We start from the raw sequence: 16,692 nt of genomic DNA on the forward strand, positions 1-16,692 counted from the left end.
GGGTAAATCACAGGCACAAAAAAGCCGCTCGTAAGCGGCTTTTTTGGCGAAGATCGGCAGGTTACAGGCCGGACATCTTCTTGATCGCGCCTTTAAGCTCTTCATCCGAGCAATCAGCACAGGTGCCTTTAGGTGGCATGGCGTTGATGCCGGTGATCGCCTTGGCCAGGATGCCGTCGAGGCCGCCCTGGTGGTCGGCGCGTTCTTTCCAGGCGGCGGTGTCGCCGATTTTCGGCGCGTTCAGCAGGCCGGTACCGTGGCACGCGTTGCAGTGTTTGGCGATGATGTCATCCGGGGTTTTCGCGCCGCCGCCGCCGCCCGCTGCCACGGCGACTTCCATGCCTTTGCATTCCTCGCCCTGGACGCAGACCTGGCCCACCGGCTCCAGACGCTTGGCAATGTCATCATTGGTCGCAGCTTGTGCGCTCACAGCCCATAGGGCCAGTACGGTTGCTGGTGCAGCCAGCATTTTCATAATTAGGTTCACGCGTTCACCCTCAATGGTGGCTATTCACGCCTGCGGCCACGGTTTCGCAGGCGGCGAAAGTATAACGGTTAGCCCGCCGGGCCGAAACAACCCTATTAAATAAAGGGAGATTCAGCCTCGCGGAATACAGCTCGGGTGTCTCTGCAACGCTGGCAGGACGCCTCTATTCTTAAAAGTTCGCGGGTGTGGCTGCGCTGATTAGTCGCGCCGGTACGTCGAACGGATTGCGAAAACGATGGGGCTTGGTACTTTCAAAGTAGTAGCTATCGCCAGCTTCGAGCACAAAAGTTTCAAGACCGACCACCAATTCAAGGCGACCTTCCACCAGAATCCCGGTTTCTTCGCCTTCGTGGGTGAGCATTTCTTCGCCAGTGTCGGCGCCCGGTGGGTAGATCTCGTTGAGAAACGCGATGGCCCGGCTCGGGTGCGCTCGACCCACCAGTTTCATGGTGACGGCGCCGTCAGAGATGTCGATCAGCTCATTGGCTTTATAGACGATCTGTGTCGGTATTTCCTGGAGGATCTCTTCGGAAAAGAACTCGACCATGGACATGGGGATGCCGCCCAGCACCTTGCGCAAGGAGCTGATCGAGGGGCTGACACTATTTTTTTCGATCATCGAAATGGTGCTGTTGGTGACGCCCGCGCGCTTGGCGAGTTCACGCTGGGAAAGACCCTTCAGCTTGCGGATGGATTGCAGTCGTTCGCCGACGTCCAATGCGGGAGCCTCCTAGGATTCAGGCTTTGTTGTAATTGAGCGTTATCATGGCGACAGCGTTCAGTATTTACAACACTTGGGCCTAAATCCCAGGAAGCTGTGTTCGTGCCTGACCGTCAAGCGCCGGAATAGAGCCTTGGTACCCGTCGCAGGTTGCAGAAGATCTGGTAGGGAATGGTCTCAGCGGCAACCGCAACGTCACTGGCGAGGATGTTCTTGCCCCACAGCTCCACCGTAGAGCCAAGACCTGCCTCAGGGACGTCGGTCAGATCGATGCACAGCATGTCCATGGACACGCGCCCCAGCAATTGGCTGCGCTGCCCCGCTACCAACACAGGCGTGCCAGTAGGCGCGTGGCGCGGGTAGCCGTCGGCATAACCCATGGCAACCACGCCGATACGCATCGGTTTAGGCGTGATAAACCGGGCGCCGTAGCCCACTGGCTCGCCGGCCGGCAGTTCGCGTACGCAGATCACTTTCGATTCCAGGGTCATCACCGGCTGCAGACGTGCGGCAATGGAATGGTCTTCGCCAAACGGCGTCGCGCCATAAAGCATGATGCCGGGGCGCACCCAGTCGCTGGTCATGCTCGGCCAGCCCAGCACCGACGGCGAATTGCGCAGGCTGACCTCGGCCGCCAGGCCTTGGCGCGCCGCCTCAAACACCGCGACTTGCTCGTTGCTGCTGACGCAATCGAGTTCATCGGCGCGAGCAAAGTGGCTCATCAATACGATTTTCGCGACTTTGCCGCTGGCCAGCAGGCGCTGGTAGGCCTCGTGATAATCCTTTGGATGCAGGCCGACGCGGTGCATGCCCGAATCCAGCTTGAGCCAGATGGTCAGGGGTTTGCTCAGTTTGGCCTGTTCGATCGCCTCCAGTTGCCACAAAGAATGCACTACGCACCACAAATCATGCTCGATGATCAGCGGCAACTCTTCGGCTTCGAAGAAACCTTCCAGCAGCAGCACCGGCGCCCGAATACCGGCGGCGCGCAGCTCCAGTGCTTCCTCGATGCATGCCACGGCAAACCCATCTGCCTCGGCTTCCAGCGCCTGGGCCACACGCACGGCACCATGGCCGTAGGCGTCGGCCTTGACCACGGCAAGGGCCTTGGTCCCCGTAATTTCACGGGCCAGTTGGTAGTTGTGGCGCAGGGCTTGGAGGTCGATCAGGGCACGGGCAGGACGCATGGCGGCAGGCTTCTAGGCGGCTAAGTGAAGAAAAAACCGGCACCGACCAACAGCTTCGGCACCGGGAGAGGGATCGTTGTTTAAGGCAGCGCGGCCACGACGGACAGCTCTACCAGGATTTCTGGTTCGCACAATTTGGCCTCGACAGTGGCGCGGGCCGGAGCGACGCCTTTTGGCAGCCACTTGTCCCACACCGCGTTCATGCCGGCGAAATCGGCGTCGATGTCTTTCAGGTAGATCGTCACCGACAGCAGCTTGGTCTTGTCGGTGCCGGCCAGGTCCAGCAAACGCTCGATATTGGCGAGGGTTTCACGGGTCTGCTGTTCAATCCCGGCGTTCATGTCGTCGCCGACTTGCCCGGCCAGATACACGGTACCGCTGTGGACTACGATCTGGCTCATGCGCTCATTGGTGAGCTGGCGCTGGATTGACATGTTGTGCGGACTCCTGGTGGTTGCCGTAACGGGAAATATCGAGGCCTGCGGCGCTGATCTGCGGGGTTTTCTTAGCCATCAGATCAGCCAGCAAACGACCGGAACCGCAGGCCATGGTCCAACCGAGGGTGCCGTGGCCGGTGTTCAGGAACAGATTCTTGAACGGGGTGGCACCGACAATTGGTGTGCCGTCGGGTGTAGTCGGGCGCAGGCCGGTCCAGAACTCGGCGGTTGCCAGATCGCCGCCCTGAGGATAAAGGTCGTTGACGATCATCTCCAGGGTTTCACGCCGACGCGGGTTAAGCGACAGGTCAAAACCGGCTATTTCAGCCATGCCTCCGACGCGAATGCGGTTGTCGAAACGGGTGATCGCGACCTTGTAGGTCTCGTCAAGAATGGTCGAAGTCGGCGCCATCGCAGGGTTAGTGATCGGCACTGTCAGCGAGTAGCCCTTGAGCGGGTAAACCGGCGCCTTGATTCCCAGCGGTTTGAGCAGCTTCGGCGAGTAGCTGCCGAGCGCGAGCACATAGCGGTCGGCGGTTTCCAGCTTGCCGTCGATCCACACGCCGTTGATGCGGTCACCGGCGCGGTCGAGGCGCTGGATGTCCTGTTCAAAGCGAAACTCCACGCCCAACTGCTTGCACATCTCGGCCAGGCGGGTGGTGAACATCTGGCAGTCGCCAGTCTGGTCGTTCGGCAGGCGCAAGGCACCTGCAAGGATATCGGTGACATTGGCCAGGGCCGGCTCAACGCGGGCAATGCCGGCGCGGTCGAGCAGTTCGAAGGGCACGCCGGATTCTTTCAATACAGCGATGTCTTTGGCGGCGCCATCCAACTGGGCCTGAGTGCGGAACAGTTGAGTAGTCCCCAGGCTGCGACCTTCGTAGGCAATGCCGGTCTCGGCGCGCAACTCGTCGAGGCAGTCACGGCTGTACTCGGACAAGCGCACCATCCGCTCCTTGTTCACCGCATAACGGCTGGCGGTGCAGTTGCGCAGCATCTGCGCCATCCACAGGTATTGATCGATATCGGCCGTGGCCTTGATCGCCAGCGGTGCGTGGCGTTGCAGCAGCCATTTGATGGCCTTGAGCGGCACACCTGGCGCGGCCCATGGCGAAGCGTAGCCTGGGGACACTTGGCCGGCGTTGGCGAAACTGGTTTCCATGGCAGCAGCGGGCTGACGGTCGACCACAACGACTTCAAAGCCAGCCCGAGCCAAATAGTAGGCACTGGTCACACCAATGACGCCGCTACCCAAGACCAGAACGCGCATTTTTATATCCTCATCGCGGGCTTAGCCGCTGACGTGTGTTATTCGAGCAATGATGGGCGCAGTATAAAAAGCAATCACCAGTGCATTTCACTATATAAATGCCTATATTTGGCGACAATTCTCGGCAAAAACCCTTTTCACAGAGGCGTATCCCCTATGCGTACCAACACCCAGACCAAACGGGAACTGGACAAGATCGACCGCAACATTCTGCGCATCCTGCAGACCGACGGGCGTATCTCGTTCACAGAGCTGGGGGAAAAGGTCGGGTTGTCGACCACGCCATGCACCGAACGGGTCCGTCGGCTGGAGCGTGAAGGGATCATCATGGGCTATAACGCGCGGCTCAATCCCCAGCATTTGAAGGGCAGTTTGCTGGTATTTGTCGAGATCAGCCTCGATTACAAATCCGGCGACACCTTTGAAGAGTTCCGCCGCGCCGTACTGAAACTGCCCCATGTGCTGGAATGCCACCTGGTGTCCGGCGACTTCGATTACCTGGTGAAAGCGCGGATTTCCGAGATGGCGTCGTACCGCAAATTGCTGGGGGACATTCTGCTCAAGCTGCCCCATGTGCGGGAGTCCAAGAGCTATATCGTGATGGAAGAGGTGAAAGAGAGCCTGAACCTGCCGATTCCTGACTAACCGACGAAATTTTGATCGAGCTCACCCGCTAGACGAGTACTTGCCGGGTGCTCGCCATGTACTCATGGATTTGCTTCTCCACCCGAGGATGAATCAGCTCCACCGGCCGCCGCCCATTGGGGCACGGCAAGGTCGAGGTGGTACCGAACAACCGGCAGATTAGCGGCCTTTCGTCATACACCGTGCAGCCATTGGGCCCTAGGTGGACGCAGTTCAGTTCGTCCATGGCCGCGTCCTGCTCGGCGGCGGTCTTACGCGGCAGGCGCGACATTTCCTCGGGCGATGTGGTCACCGGCCCACAGCAGTCGTGACAACCGGGGACGCACTCGAACGAAGGAATCTGACGGCGCAATGCGCTGACTTTCTGACTGTTGCAACTCATCGAAACACGTACCAAACGGCGAATAGGCGTGGATTCTGACGCAAAACGCCCTGCGCAGACAGCTTCGCCCGACCGTTGTATCCTGCGTCAAATTTTCCAAACAGGGATTCCGCCCATGATCGCCAGCGCCCGGCACACCGCTTCCTACTACGCCGCCAGCAGCGTGCCGCAACCCGATTACCCGGCGTTGACAGGCGAAGTGACTGCCGACGTGTGTGTTATCGGTGGGGGGTTTTCCGGGCTTAACACCGCCCTGGAACTGGCCGAGCGCGGCTTGCGCGTGGTGTTGCTGGAAGCGCGCAAGATCGCCTGGGGCGCCAGCGGGCGTAATGGCGGGCAACTGATTCGCGGCGTCGGCCACGGCCTGGACCAGTTCACCAACGTGATCGGCGCCGATGGCGTGCGCGAGATGAAGTTGATGGGCTTGGAGGCTGTGGAGATCGTGCGCGAGCGTGTCGAGCGCTACCAGATCCCCTGCGACCTGACGTGGGGCTACTGCGACCTTGCCAACAGGCCTCGTGACCTGCACGGCCTGGCCGAAGACGCCGAAGAACTGCGCAGCCTGGGCTATCGCCATGAGGTGCGCCTGCTGCAAGCCGCCGAGATGGGCAGTGTGATCGGTTCCGACCGCTATGTGGGCGGCATGATCGACATGGGTTCAGGCCACCTGCACCCGCTGAACCTGGCGCTCGGCGAAGCGGCCGCCGCACAGGGGTTGGGCGTACAGTTGTTTGAGCAGTCCGAAGTGACGCGCATCGACTACGGCCCCGAGGTCAAGGTGTATACCGCCAATGGCCATGTGCGTGCCAAGACTCTGGTGCTGGCCTGCAACGCCTACCTCAACGGCCTCAACCCGCACCTGAGCGGCAAAGTGCTGCCCGCCGGAAGCTACATCATCGCCACCGAACCTTTGAGCGAAGCTCAGGCCGCCAGCCTGTTACCGCAAAACATGGCGGTGTGCGACCAACGAGTGACGGTGGACTACTTCCGCCTGTCCGCCGACCGTCGCCTGCTGTTCGGGGGGGCGTGCCACTACTCCGGTCGTGATCCCCAGGACATCAGCGCCTACATGCGGCCGAAAATGCTACAGGTGTTCCCACAGTTGGCCGACGCAAAAATCGACTATCAGTGGGGCGGCATGATCGGCATCGGCGCCAATCGCTTGCCGCAGATCGGCCGGTTGGCGGATCAACCCAACGTGTATTACGCCCAGGCTTACGCGGGCCATGGCCTAAACGCCACGCACCTGGCAGGCAAGCTGCTGGCCGAAGCCATCAGCGGCCAACAGCAAGGGCGTTTCGATCTGTTCGCAAAGGTGCCGCACATCACCTTCCCCGGCGGCAAGCACCTGCGCTCGCCGCTTCTGGCGCTGGGGATGCTCTGGCACCGCCTCAAAGAGCTGGTGTGATCAACCGCGCCAGAAAGGCTTCAAGCCTTCCTGGCGTGCCTGTTCGACAGTCAGCCCGATATCCTGCAATTGCTCGCAGGTCAGCGTCAGCAGGGCCTTGCGGGTATGGCGACGATGCCAGAACAGGCTCCAGCGGTTACTCGTCAGCACAGACAGTGCCCGCTGCTGCCCTGCTTCCAGTTCCTGACCGTGTAACGCCAGCCTCACATCGCTCATGCCGTTCATTTTGTTGCCCCTCAGTGGCGTGTTGCCTTGAGTGACAAGAATGGGCGATCGGCAAAAACCATTACAGATTCAACCCACCTTTATTAAATCCATACAGACACTGACTCTGAGCGGCTGAATCCTGTATTTTCCCCCTATCTGTACTGGTCCATTGGGAGCGACCGTCATGACCCTCTATGTCAACCTCGCCGAATTGCTGGGCACTCGTATCGAACAGGGCTTCTATCGCCCCGGTGATCGATTGCCATCTGTACGGGCCTTAAGCGTGGAACACGGGGTCAGCCTGAGCACCGTGCAACAGGCTTATCGCGTGCTGGAAGACAACGGTCTGGCGATGCCCAAGCCCAAGTCCGGCTACTTTGTACCCGTCGGCCGCGAGCTGCCGGCATTGCCGGAGGTGGGCCGGCCAGCACAGCGGCCGGTGGAAATCTCCCAGTGGGACCAAGTGCTGGAACTGATTCGCGCCGTGCCACGCAAAGACGTCATACAGATGGGCCGCGGCATGCCGGATGTATTGTCGCCCACCCTGAAGCCCTTGTTGCGCAGCCTCGCGCGCGTAAGCCGGCGTCAGGATCTGCCCGGGCTGTACTACGACAACATCCTCGGCTGTATGGAATTACGTGAGCAAATCGCACGGCTGTCATTGGATTCCGGCTGCCAACTGACCGCCGAAGACATCGTAATCACCACTGGCTGCCATGAGGCGCTGTCCGCCAGCATCCACGCTATCTGTGATCCTGGCGATATCGTCGCGGTGGACTCGCCGAGCTTTCACGGCGCCATGCAGACCCTCAAGGGGCTGGGCATGAAAGCCTTGGAGATTCCCACCGACCCCATCACCGGCATCAGCCTTGAAGCACTGGAACTAGCCTTGGAGCAGTGGCCGATCAAGGTCATCCAGTTGACCCCCAACTGCAATAACCCCTTGGGCTACATCATGCCGGAGGCACGCAAACGCGCACTGCTGACCCTGGCCCAACGCTTTGACGTGGCAATCATCGAAGACGACGTCTATGGCGAATTGGCCTACAGCTACCCGCGCCCGCGCACTATCAAATCCTTCGACGAAGACGGCCGAGTGCTGCTCTGCAGCTCCTTCTCGAAAACCCTCGCGCCGGGCCTGCGTATTGGCTGGGTAGCACCGGGGCGCTACCTTGAGCGGGTACTGCACATGAAATACATCAGCACCGGCTCCACCGCGACCCAACCGCAGATCGCGATTGCCGAATTTCTCAAGGGCGGGCATTTCGAACCTCATTTGCGGCGGATGCGCACTCAATACCAGCGTAATCGCGACTTGATGCTCGATTGGGTCAGCCGCTATTTCCCGGCGGGCACCCGCGCCAGCCGCCCCCAAGGCAGCTTCATGCTCTGGGTAGAACTGCCGGAAGGCTTCGATACCCTCAAGCTCAACCGGGTGCTGGTGGAACAGGGTGTGCAGATTGCGGTAGGGAGTATCTTTTCTGCGTCGGGCAAGTACCGCAACTGCCTGCGCATGAACTACGGTGCCAAGCCAACCCCGCAGATTGAAGAAGCGGTACGCAAGGTCGGTGCCGCCGCGATAAAGATGTTGGCCGAGTCGACCGACTGACCTTTCGCGGGAAATTGCCGTCATATGCCGACAACTGCCCTGATCTGGAAGCGCCTCCCTTGATGATTCGACGGCTTTTACCGCTTTTCCTGCTGGGAGCACTGAGCCTGGGTGGCTGCGCCACGGTGAGCACTGAGCGCATCCCCAGCGACGCACTGCCGGCTGCACAGTCGTCGTTCGGCCGCTCGATCCAGGCTCAGGCCGCGCCTTACCAAGGGCGCTCCGGTTTCCGCCTGCTGCCCAACAGCAGCGAAGCCTTCATGGCCCGCGCCGAGCTGATCCGTAACGCCCAGACCAGCCTCGATCTGCAGTACTACATCGTCCACGATGGCATCAGTACGCGCATGCTGGTAGATGAACTGCTCAAAGCCGCCGACCGTGGCGTGCGCGTGCGCATCCTTCTGGACGACACCACCAGCGACGGCCTCGACCAAATCATCGCCACCCTCGCCGCCCACCCCAAGATCGAAATTCGCCTGTTTAACCCCCTGCACCTGGGGCGCAGCACGGGTGTGACGCGGGCCATGGGTCGCCTGTTCGACCTGTCGCTGCAACACCGGCGCATGCACAACAAGTTGTGGCTGGCGGACAACAGCGTGGCCATCGTCGGGGGGCGAAATCTGGGAGATGAGTATTTCGACGCCGAGCCCAATCTGAACTTCACCGATATCGACATGCTCAGCGTCGGGCCGGTGGCCGAGCAGCTCGGGCACAGTTTCGATCAGTACTGGAACAGCGCCCTGAGCAAACCCATCGACGACTTCGTATCAAACAGCCCCTCCAAAGGCGACCTGGCCGTCGCGCGCGTGCGCCTGGAGGCGTCGTTGGCCGAGTCGCGCCAGCAGAATCACGCGCTGTACAACCGCCTGCGCGCCTACCAGACCCAACCGCGCATGGACATCTGGCGTCGCGAGTTGATCTGGGCCTGGAATCAGGCGTTGTGGGACGCGCCGAGCAAGGTCCTGTCCAAGGCCGACCCAGACCCACGCCTGCTGCTGACCACCCAACTGGCGCCGGAGCTGGAGGGTGTCAACCAAGAGCTGATAATGATCTCGGCGTACTTCGTACCGGGGCAGCCAGGACTGGTGTACCTAACGGGGCGCGCCGACGCGGGTGTATCCGTGAGCCTGCTGACCAACTCCCTTGAAGCCACCGACGTGCCGGCGGTGCACGGTGGCTATGCGCCGTATCGCAAGGCGCTGCTGGAGCACGGAGTCAAACTCTATGAACTACGCCGCCAACCGGGCGACGGGGGTGGCAGCGGCCCGCACTTGTTTCGCCGGGGCACCTTCCGAGGTTCGGATTCCAGCCTGCACAGCAAGGCAATGATCTTTGATCGGACGAAATCGTTTATCGGCTCGTTCAACTTCGACCCACGCTCTGTGCTGTGGAACACCGAAGTCGGTGTCCTGGTGGACAGCCCCGAACTGGCGGAACACGTGCGCAAACTGGCGCTGCAAGGCATGGCGCCCGCCTTGAGTTATGAGGCGAAACTGCAGGACGGCAACGTGGTGTGGGTGACCGAAGATAACGGTCAACTGCACACCCTGACACGCGAACCTGGCAGTTGGTGGCGGCGCTTCAATGCCTGGTTTGCCACTTCGGTCGGCCTGGAACGCATGCTCTAAGCACAATGAAGATCCAATGCGGGAGAGGGCTTGCCCCCCTCCCACATTCGATCGCCTTTCAAATCAGGCTGGCTGTGCGGTACCGAATGCGCCCTGGCGCAGCAACAGCACCACCAACCCCAACGCCCCGGCTGCCATTAACAGCGGCAGCGCATGCCCGTTGATCCACTGGCTGCCCGCACCGGCCACCAGCGGGCCGACCAGACACCCGATGCCCCACAACTGAGCGATATGGGCATTGGCGCGCACCAGCGCATCGTCACGATAGCGCTCGCCAATCAGGATCAACGAGAGGGTAAACAACCCGCCAGCACTGGCGCCGAACACTACCCATATCGGCCAGATCAACAGCGTGTGCAACGTCAATGGAATCGCCAGGCTGGACGCCAGTAGAAGCACCGCGCAACTCAGAAACAGCGTACGTCGAGGCAGGTAGTCGGCCAGCGCACCGATGGGCAATTGCAGCAGCGCATCGCCGACCACCACCGTGCTGACCATCGCCAAGGCGATCTCGGCAGTGAAACCCTGTTGCAGGCAATACACCGGCAGCAGCGTCAGGATCATTGCCTCGAACGCGGCGAACAGCGCCACCGCCCAGGCAATCGCCGGCAGGCTCTTACAAAAGCGCCACAGGTCAGCGAAGGTCACGCTGAACGAGTCAGCGGTGGGCGCACCTGAGCGTCCCAGCAGCAACAGCGGCGCCACCAGCAACAGGCCAACGCCGACCCAGAAGCCGTAGTCATGGTCGGTGCCAATCAGGCCTAGCAGCAATGGGCCCGAGAGCTGGCTCAGGGCATAACTGCAGCCATATAACGCCACCAGGCGGCCGCGCCACTGCTCCACCACCAGTTGGTTGATCCAGCTTTCGCCGAGGATAAACACAATGGTCAGAATCACCCCGATCATCAGCCGCAGCACCAGCCATACGGGGTAACTGGGCAGAATCGCCAGCAAACCGATGGACACAGCCCCCGCCCACAGGCACAGGCGCATCAGGTTGGCAGTGCCGAGCCAGGAGGCCAGCCGACTGGAGACCTTGGCACCGAGCAATACGCCGAAGGCCGGCATGGCGGCCATCACGCCAATGGCGAAACTGCCGTAACCCCAACCTTCCAGGCGCAGGGACACCAGCGGCATGCTCACCCCCAGGGCCAGACCGACACTGAGTACCGAGGCCAACACGGCGAAATAGGTCGCCCAACGCATTGCCACACTCCTGTGGATAATTCTTGAGGACACACAAAGCAGTGTGGGAGGGGGATTGCCCCCGATCGCGGTGAATCATTGGGCACTTTTAGTACCTGACACACGGCTATCGGGGGCAAGCCCCCTCCCACATTTGGCCTGCGGTGTTGCTTAGAGCTTGATCCAGGTCGACTTCAGCTCGGTGTATTTGTCGAACGCGTGCAGCGACTTGTCGCGACCATTACCCGACTGCTTGAAGCCACCGAACGGCGCGGTCATATCACCGCCGTCGTATTGGTTGACCCACACGCTGCCGGCGCGCAGGGCCTTGGCGGTCAGGTGCGCTTTGGAAATATCAGCAGTCCACACGGCTGCGGCCAGACCATACACCGTGTCGTTGGCGATCTTGATAGCCTCTTCGGCGCTGTCGAACGTAATTACCGACAGGACTGGGCCGAAGATCTCTTCCTGGGCGATCTTCATGGCGTTGGTCACACCATCGAAAATCGTTGGCTCCACGTAAGTACCGCCGGTTTCCTCCAGGATGCGCTTACCACCGGCCACCAGTTTGGCGCCATCGGTGTGACCCGCTTCGATGTAAGACAGCACGGTGTTCATCTGCTGGGTATCCACCACCGCGCCGACGGTAGTCGCCGGGTCCAGCGGGTTGCCAGGTTTCCAGGCCTTGAGGGCCTCGATAACCAGCGGCAGAAATGTATCTTTGATCGAGCGCTCCACCAGCAAGCGCGAACCCGCGGTGCAGACTTCGCCCTGGTTGAAGGCAATGGCGCTGGCTGCGGAGTTGGCGGCAGCTTGCAGGTCCGGCGCATCGGCGAACACGATATTAGGGCTCTTGCCGCCAGCTTCCAGCCATACGCGCTTCATGTTCGACTCGCCGGAGCGGATCAACAGTTGCTTGGCGATCTTGGTCGAACCGGTGAATACCAGCGTGTCGACGTCCATGTGCAGCGCCAGGGCATTTCCGACGGTGTGGCCGTAGCCCGGCAGCACGTTGAAAACGCCTTTCGGAATACCGGCCTCAACAGCCAGGGCCGCGATGCGGATGGCCGTCAGGGGAGATTTTTCGGAAGGCTTGAGGATCACCGAGTTACCGGTGGACAGCGCCGGGCCGAGTTTCCAGCACGCCATCATCAGCGGAAAGTTCCACGGCACAATGGCGCCAACCACGCCGACCGGCTCGCGGGTCACCAGGCCCAGTTGATCGTGCGGCGTGGCGGCGACTTCGTCATAGATCTTGTCGATGGCCTCGCCGCTCCAGCTCAGGGCATTCGCCGCGCCGGGTACGTCAATGTTCAGGGAATCGCTGATTGGCTTGCCCATGTCCAGGGTTTCAAGCAGTGCCAGCTCTTCGGCATTGGCCTTGAGCAGCGCAGCGAAACGGATCATGGTGGCTTTGCGTTTGGCCGGCGCAAGGCGCGACCAGACACCGGAATTGAAGGTGGCGCGGGCATTTTCCACTGCGCTCTGGGCGTCGGCGGCGTCACAGCTGGCGACAGTGGCCAACAGACGGCCATCGACCGGGCTGATGCATTCGAAGGTGTCGCCGGAAGCAGCGTTGGTGTACTCGCCATTGATGTAGGCGCGGCCTTCGATCTTCAGATCCTTGGCGCGTTGTTCCCAATCGGCACGGGTCAGGGTGGTCATGCGAGTGTCCTCCTCTTATTGAATACAAGGGCCAGGCGATGTCCCCCGGCAGCCTCAAAGAATGCTTGCCCGCCAACCAGCTGTTCGGCTCAAAGGCAGCTGCCACCCTAAACCAGCGGCTGGGGATGTTTCAATATATTTGACATAACGCGGGTAAACGCCCTTGCGATGTTCATTTTAATAAACATAGACTTTGGGCACTTCAACCCCAGGCCAGACGGGACACGCACATGAGCATCCAGGACATCGTCGACTTCAGCCAAGCCACCACCGCCCCCGACCGCTATCGCCCTGCCGCCGAAAAAATCCTCAAGGGCGATCCCGAACAAACGGTCTACAACCACTACAACAGCCCATGCGGCCAGATGAGCGCCGGGGTCTGGGAAGGTGATGTCGGGCAGTGGACGGTCAGCTACACCGAGCATGAGTACTGCGAAATCGTGCAGGGTGTGTCCGTGCTGCGCGACGCCGAGGGAAATGCCAAGACCTTGCGCGCCGGCGACCGCTTTGTGATTCCTGCTGGCTTCAGCGGCACCTGGGAAGTACTGGAACCATGCCGCAAGATCTACGTGGTGTTTGAACAGAAGACCTGATCAACCAAATTCCACGCAAAAAAAAGCCCGACTCGTGAGAGACGGGCTTTTTTTCACAAGGAAGAAAATCAATTACTTGATTTTGCCTTCTTTGTAGATCACGTGCTTGCGAACGCGCGGGTCGAACATTTTCTTTTCGAGCTTGTCCGGGGTAGTACGCTTGTTCTTGTCGGTAGTGTAGAAGTGACCAGTACCGGCGCTAGAGATCATTCGAATCAATTCACGCATGATAGAGCTCCTTAGATCTTGCCAGCGGCACGGATTTCGGCCAGCACGACAGTGATGCCACGCTTGTCGATGATACGCATGCCTTTAGCAGATACACGCAGGCGAACAAAACGTTTCTCTTCTTCAACCCAGAAGCGGTGATGCTGCAGGTTCGGCAGGAAACGACGACGGGTTTTGTTATTTGCGTGGGAAATGTTATTCCCAGTCACCGGACCCTTACCGGTAACTTGACAGACTCTCGACATGCCTCAGCCCTCTAAAACCACATGCCCAACCCGGCATGGGTTGGCCGCTTAATCTCTCAGTCATTTGGCGCCAGGCGCCGCGTTTCTTTAGGGTCTTACCGGCTACACCTACAAGCGAAGGAACCGGGCCCCTAGAAAAGAGCGCTGCTTTATACCAGAAAGACCTTGGTGCAACAACAGCGAGTGTGTTTTTACCGGAGTAAATCTCGACCATTGGCGCCTGAACCGTTGCCAGGAGGGGCCGATACAACAGCCGACCGCTCGTCGCACAGAATGATTTTCAGCGCCCGCACGCACCGTAAAGTGCACGGCGAAACAATCTGAGGCGCCATCAAAACAGCATTTGAGCCAAAAGCACAGGCAAAAATGGGCTAGTCATTTATCAATCAGAGCACTACGGTAGGACTTTTCCAGACTGCACTCGCAGATGGGCCTTCGATCTGCAAAGGAAACCGAATATGCGCCTCGCTGCCCTACCGCTGTTGCTTGCCCCTTTCTTTATCGCGCCGCTGGCCTCTGCCGCCACCAACCTGAGCGTGTGCACCGAGGCCAGCCCTGAAGGGTTTGATGTGGTGCAATACAACTCGCTGACCACCACCAACGCCTCCGCCGACGTACTGATGAACCGCCTGGTGGACTTCGATGCCGCCAGCGGCAAGCTGGTGCCAAGTCTGGCGGACAGCTGGGAAGTGTCGCCGGACGGCCTGACCTACACCTTCAAGCTGCACCCGGATGTGAAGTTCCACCGCACCGAGTATTTCACCCCAAGCCGCAGCCTGACCGCCGAAGACGTGCGCTTCAGCTTTGAACGCATGCTCGACCCGGCCAACCCGTGGCACAAGATCGCCCAAAGCGGCTTCCCTCACGCCCAGTCTCTGCAACTGCCAACACTGGTCAAGAAGATCGATGCCCTCGACCCGCTGACGGTGCGCTTCACTCTGGATCATGCCGACTCCACATTCCTCGCAGCCCTGAGCATGGGCTTCGCCTCGATTTACCCGGCCGAATACGCCGACAAGTTGCTCAAGGCCGGCACGCCGGAGAAACTCAACAGCCAACCGATTGGTACCGGCCCGTTCATTTTCAGCCGTTTCCAGAAAGACGCTGTGGTTCGTTACAAAGCCAACCCGGACTACTTCGGCGGCAAACCGGCTGTGGATAACTTGATCTTCGCCATCACGCCGGATGCCAACGTGCGCCTGCAGAAGCTGCACCGCGATGAGTGCCAGATCGCCCTGTCGCCCAAGCCCCTGGATGTAGGCGAGGCAGAGAAAGACCCAGCCCTCAAGGTGGAAAAGACCGCTGCATTCATGACTGCATTCGTGGCGATCAACAGCCAGCACCCTCCCCTGGATAAACCCGAAGTACGTCAAGCGATCAATCTGGCCTTCGATAAGGCCAGCTACCTCAAAGCCGTATTTGAAGGCACCGCCGAAGCCGCCAACGGCCCTTATCCTCCCAACACCTGGAGCTACGCCAAGGACTTGCCGGGTTATCCACAGGACCTCGCCAAGGCCAAGGCCCTGCTGAATCGCGCAGGGCTCAAGGACGGCTTCAAGACCACCATCTGGACACGCCCGACTGGCAGCCTGCTGAACCCTAACCCAAACCTCGGCGCGCAATTGCTGCAAGCCGACCTGGCCAAAGTCGGCATCCAGGCCGAGATCCGAGTGATCGAATGGGGCGAACTGATTCGCCGCGCCAAAGCCGGCGAGCATGACCTGCTGTTCATGGGCTGGGCCGGCGACAACGGTGACCCGGATAACTTCCTGACCCCGCAGTTTTCCTGCGCAGCAGTGAAGTCAGGCACCAACTTCGCTCGCTACTGCGACCCGGCGCTGGACAAACTGATCAGTGCTGGCAAAACCACCAGCGAGCAAGGGGTGCGCAGCAAGCTGTATCAACAGGCCCAGGCGCAAATCCAGCAGCAGGCGCTGTGGCTGCCACTGGCGCATCCGACGGCGTTCGCCCTCGCGCGCAAGAGTGTCGACGGCTATCAAGTAAGTCCGTTCGGGCGCCAGGATTTCTCGAAGGTCAGCGTCAAGCCCTGAACCGTAACCCCACCTGAAAGGGTGGGGTTACATCCATCCGTATTCCGCCATCGATAACGGATCACCATCTCCCACGATGATGTGATCCAGCACCCGCACGTCCACCATCTCCAGCGCTTTTTGCAGGACTTTGGTCAATTTTCGATCAGCTGCACTCGGCTCCACGCTTCCCGAAGGATGGTTATGACAGAGGATCAACGCCGCCGCGTTGTAAGCCAACGCGCGCTTGACCACTTGCCGGGGGTACACCACAGCAGCGTCGATGGTGCCCTCGGATAACGCCTCGAAGCCCAACACCCGATGCTTTGAATCGAGAAACAGGCAGCCAAAGATCTCGTGGGGCTCATGACGCAACAGCGCCTTGAGGTATCCCCGCACGACTTCCGGACTTTCCAGTGCCGATTCATTGCGCAACTGTTCGGCCATATGCCGCCGGGACATCTCTAGTACCGCCTGCAACTGGGCAAACTTCGCCGGCCCCAAGCCCAGTTGCTGATTGAACAGCGCCTGGCTTGCTTCCAGCAGCGGGCGTAAGCCGCCAAATTGCGCTAGCAGATGGCGCGCCAGGTCCACCGCGCTCCGACCTGCGACACCGGTGCGCAGGAAGATTGCCAGCAGTTCAGCATCCGACAGACTCGCCGCGCCCCACGCCAAAAGCTTCTCCCTGGGCCGCTCTGCCGCCGGCCAATCACGAATACTCATCCCACCTCCCTGTACATGTGCGCCGCTGTTGCGGGGCAGACG

Annotated in this window: 18 protein-coding genes; 6 read left to right on the forward strand and 12 right to left on the reverse strand. The window is 60.2% G+C overall.

The window, feature by feature from the left end:
* Positions 1 to 61 precede the first annotated feature (61 nt).
* The 5 genes from CKW32_RS13800 to dadA all read right to left on the reverse strand — a co-directional run bounded on the left by CKW32_RS13800 (position 62) and on the right by dadA (position 4,102).
* Positions 62 to 475 (reverse strand): cytochrome c5 family protein, encoded by a 414-nt coding sequence (locus tag CKW32_RS13800; protein ID WP_032884380.1) that lies wholly within the window; start codon positions 473 to 475, stop codon positions 62 to 64.
* A gap of 181 nt (positions 476 to 656) precedes the next feature.
* Positions 657 to 1,205: a cupin domain-containing protein gene (locus CKW32_RS13805; RefSeq protein WP_003176893.1), complete on the reverse strand. Its 549-nt coding sequence runs from the start codon at positions 1,203 to 1,205 to the stop codon at positions 657 to 659.
* Positions 1,206 to 1,321: 116 nt separating this feature from the next.
* Positions 1,322 to 2,395, reverse strand: a complete 1,074-nt coding sequence (gene alr, locus CKW32_RS13810) for an alanine racemase (protein ID WP_095185201.1) — start codon at positions 2,393 to 2,395, stop codon at positions 1,322 to 1,324.
* 80 nt (positions 2,396 to 2,475) lie between these two features.
* Positions 2,476 to 2,829, reverse strand: a complete 354-nt coding sequence (locus tag CKW32_RS13815; protein ID WP_017135862.1) for a RidA family protein — start codon at positions 2,827 to 2,829, stop codon at positions 2,476 to 2,478.
* Positions 2,801 to 4,102 (reverse strand): D-amino acid dehydrogenase, encoded by a 1,302-nt coding sequence (gene dadA / locus CKW32_RS13820; protein WP_032884384.1) that lies wholly within the window; start codon positions 4,100 to 4,102, stop codon positions 2,801 to 2,803. The genes CKW32_RS13815 and dadA overlap by 29 nt, the downstream gene beginning before the upstream one ends.
* Before the next feature lie 156 nt (positions 4,103 to 4,258).
* Here dadA and CKW32_RS13825 point away from each other — a divergent pair, with 156 nt between their 5' ends.
* Complete coding sequence (locus CKW32_RS13825; protein WP_003176896.1) at positions 4,259 to 4,747, forward strand: Lrp/AsnC ligand binding domain-containing protein; 489 nt, start codon at positions 4,259 to 4,261, stop codon at positions 4,745 to 4,747.
* A gap of 28 nt (positions 4,748 to 4,775) precedes the next feature.
* Here CKW32_RS13825 and CKW32_RS13830 read toward each other — a convergent pair whose 3' ends face one another.
* Positions 4,776 to 5,129, reverse strand: a complete 354-nt coding sequence (locus CKW32_RS13830; RefSeq protein WP_032884386.1) for a YkgJ family cysteine cluster protein — start codon at positions 5,127 to 5,129, stop codon at positions 4,776 to 4,778.
* A gap of 115 nt (positions 5,130 to 5,244) precedes the next feature.
* Between CKW32_RS13830 and CKW32_RS13835 the strand changes: the two genes are divergently transcribed.
* Positions 5,245 to 6,537, forward strand: coding sequence for an FAD-binding oxidoreductase (locus CKW32_RS13835; protein WP_095185202.1), 1,293 nt, complete (start codon positions 5,245 to 5,247; stop codon positions 6,535 to 6,537).
* Here the strand turns inward: CKW32_RS13835 and CKW32_RS13840 are convergent, their stop codons facing one another.
* Entirely contained in the window at positions 6,538 to 6,762 is a 225-nt protein-coding gene (locus tag CKW32_RS13840; protein ID WP_095185203.1) for a DUF1127 domain-containing protein, read from the reverse strand. It lies immediately after the preceding gene.
* Between the two features lie 166 nt (positions 6,763 to 6,928).
* Between CKW32_RS13840 and CKW32_RS13845 the strand changes: the two genes are divergently transcribed.
* Both CKW32_RS13845 and CKW32_RS13850 read left to right on the forward strand, forming a co-directional pair.
* On the forward strand, positions 6,929 to 8,353 hold the full coding sequence (locus CKW32_RS13845; protein ID WP_032884391.1) for a PLP-dependent aminotransferase family protein: 1,425 nt from the start codon (positions 6,929 to 6,931) through the stop codon (positions 8,351 to 8,353).
* 62 nt (positions 8,354 to 8,415) lie between these two features.
* Positions 8,416 to 9,981 carry a phospholipase D family protein gene (locus tag CKW32_RS13850; protein ID WP_095185204.1) on the forward strand — a complete coding sequence of 522 codons (1,566 nt, stop codon included), beginning with the start codon at positions 8,416 to 8,418 and terminating at the stop codon, positions 9,979 to 9,981.
* Positions 9,982 to 10,044: 63 nt separating this feature from the next.
* On the opposite strand, the gene CKW32_RS13855 is transcribed toward CKW32_RS13850, so the two are convergent.
* Together CKW32_RS13855 and CKW32_RS13860 are read right to left on the reverse strand one after the other, a co-directional pair.
* A complete protein-coding gene (locus CKW32_RS13855) occupies positions 10,045 to 11,187 on the reverse strand; it encodes an MFS transporter (RefSeq protein ID WP_095185205.1) in 1,143 nt (380 codons plus the stop codon).
* Positions 11,188 to 11,337: 150 nt separating this feature from the next.
* The gene (locus tag CKW32_RS13860; RefSeq protein ID WP_095185206.1) at positions 11,338 to 12,831 is read right to left on the reverse strand and encodes an aldehyde dehydrogenase; all 1,494 of its coding nucleotides are present in this window, start codon (positions 12,829 to 12,831) and stop codon (positions 11,338 to 11,340) included.
* A 230-nt stretch (positions 12,832 to 13,061) separates the two neighbouring features.
* Between CKW32_RS13860 and CKW32_RS13865 the strand changes: the two genes are divergently transcribed.
* The gene (locus CKW32_RS13865) at positions 13,062 to 13,424 is read left to right on the forward strand and encodes a cupin domain-containing protein (RefSeq protein WP_032884397.1); all 363 of its coding nucleotides are present in this window, start codon (positions 13,062 to 13,064) and stop codon (positions 13,422 to 13,424) included.
* A 72-nt stretch (positions 13,425 to 13,496) separates the two neighbouring features.
* Here CKW32_RS13865 and rpmG read toward each other — a convergent pair whose 3' ends face one another.
* Both rpmG and rpmB read right to left on the reverse strand, forming a co-directional pair.
* On the reverse strand, positions 13,497 to 13,652 hold the full coding sequence (gene rpmG, locus CKW32_RS13870) for a 50S ribosomal protein L33 (RefSeq protein WP_003176906.1): 156 nt from the start codon (positions 13,650 to 13,652) through the stop codon (positions 13,497 to 13,499).
* 11 nt (positions 13,653 to 13,663) lie between these two features.
* Positions 13,664 to 13,897, reverse strand: coding sequence for a 50S ribosomal protein L28 (gene rpmB / locus CKW32_RS13875; RefSeq protein ID WP_003176907.1), 234 nt, complete (start codon positions 13,895 to 13,897; stop codon positions 13,664 to 13,666).
* Positions 13,898 to 14,355: 458 nt separating this feature from the next.
* Between rpmB and CKW32_RS13880 the strand changes: the two genes are divergently transcribed.
* Complete coding sequence (locus CKW32_RS13880; protein WP_095185207.1) at positions 14,356 to 15,948, forward strand: ABC transporter substrate-binding protein; 1,593 nt, start codon at positions 14,356 to 14,358, stop codon at positions 15,946 to 15,948.
* 27 nt (positions 15,949 to 15,975) lie between these two features.
* Here the strand turns inward: CKW32_RS13880 and radC are convergent, their stop codons facing one another.
* Entirely contained in the window at positions 15,976 to 16,650 is a 675-nt protein-coding gene (gene radC, locus CKW32_RS13885; RefSeq protein WP_032884400.1) for a DNA repair protein RadC, read from the reverse strand.
* Positions 16,651 to 16,692 lie beyond the last annotated feature (42 nt).

The sequence above is a fragment of the Pseudomonas sp. Irchel 3H9 genome (assembly GCF_900187495.1).
Lineage (GTDB): Bacteria > Pseudomonadota > Gammaproteobacteria > Pseudomonadales > Pseudomonadaceae > Aquipseudomonas > Aquipseudomonas sivasensis.

Coding starts and splice junctions, on each gene's coding strand:
- CKW32_RS13835 (WP_095185202.1), top strand. CDS start 5,245: ATGATCGCCAGCGCCCGGCACACCGCTTCCTACTACGCCGCCAGCAGC.
- CKW32_RS13865 (WP_032884397.1), top strand. CDS start 13,062: ATGAGCATCCAGGACATCGTCGACTTCAGCCAAGCCACCACCGCCCCC.
- dadA (WP_032884384.1), bottom strand. CDS start 4,102: ATGCGCGTTCTGGTCTTGGGTAGCGGCGTCATTGGTGTGACCAGTGCC.
- CKW32_RS13800 (WP_032884380.1), bottom strand. CDS start 475: ATGAAAATGCTGGCTGCACCAGCAACCGTACTGGCCCTATGGGCTGTG.
- CKW32_RS13830 (WP_032884386.1), bottom strand. CDS start 5,129: ATGAGTTGCAACAGTCAGAAAGTCAGCGCATTGCGCCGTCAGATTCCT.
- CKW32_RS13815 (WP_017135862.1), bottom strand. CDS start 2,829: ATGTCAATCCAGCGCCAGCTCACCAATGAGCGCATGAGCCAGATCGTA.
- CKW32_RS13855 (WP_095185205.1), bottom strand. CDS start 11,187: ATGCGTTGGGCGACCTATTTCGCCGTGTTGGCCTCGGTACTCAGTGTC.
- CKW32_RS13845 (WP_032884391.1), top strand. CDS start 6,929: ATGACCCTCTATGTCAACCTCGCCGAATTGCTGGGCACTCGTATCGAA.
- alr (WP_095185201.1), bottom strand. CDS start 2,395: ATGCGTCCTGCCCGTGCCCTGATCGACCTCCAAGCCCTGCGCCACAAC.
- CKW32_RS13840 (WP_095185203.1), bottom strand. CDS start 6,762: ATGAACGGCATGAGCGATGTGAGGCTGGCGTTACACGGTCAGGAACTG.
- CKW32_RS13880 (WP_095185207.1), top strand. CDS start 14,356: ATGCGCCTCGCTGCCCTACCGCTGTTGCTTGCCCCTTTCTTTATCGCG.
- CKW32_RS13860 (WP_095185206.1), bottom strand. CDS start 12,831: ATGACCACCCTGACCCGTGCCGATTGGGAACAACGCGCCAAGGATCTG.
- CKW32_RS13825 (WP_003176896.1), top strand. CDS start 4,259: ATGCGTACCAACACCCAGACCAAACGGGAACTGGACAAGATCGACCGC.
- rpmG (WP_003176906.1), bottom strand. CDS start 13,652: ATGCGTGAATTGATTCGAATGATCTCTAGCGCCGGTACTGGTCACTTC.
- radC (WP_032884400.1), bottom strand. CDS start 16,650: ATGAGTATTCGTGATTGGCCGGCGGCAGAGCGGCCCAGGGAGAAGCTT.
- CKW32_RS13850 (WP_095185204.1), top strand. CDS start 8,416: ATGATTCGACGGCTTTTACCGCTTTTCCTGCTGGGAGCACTGAGCCTG.
- rpmB (WP_003176907.1), bottom strand. CDS start 13,897: ATGTCGAGAGTCTGTCAAGTTACCGGTAAGGGTCCGGTGACTGGGAAT.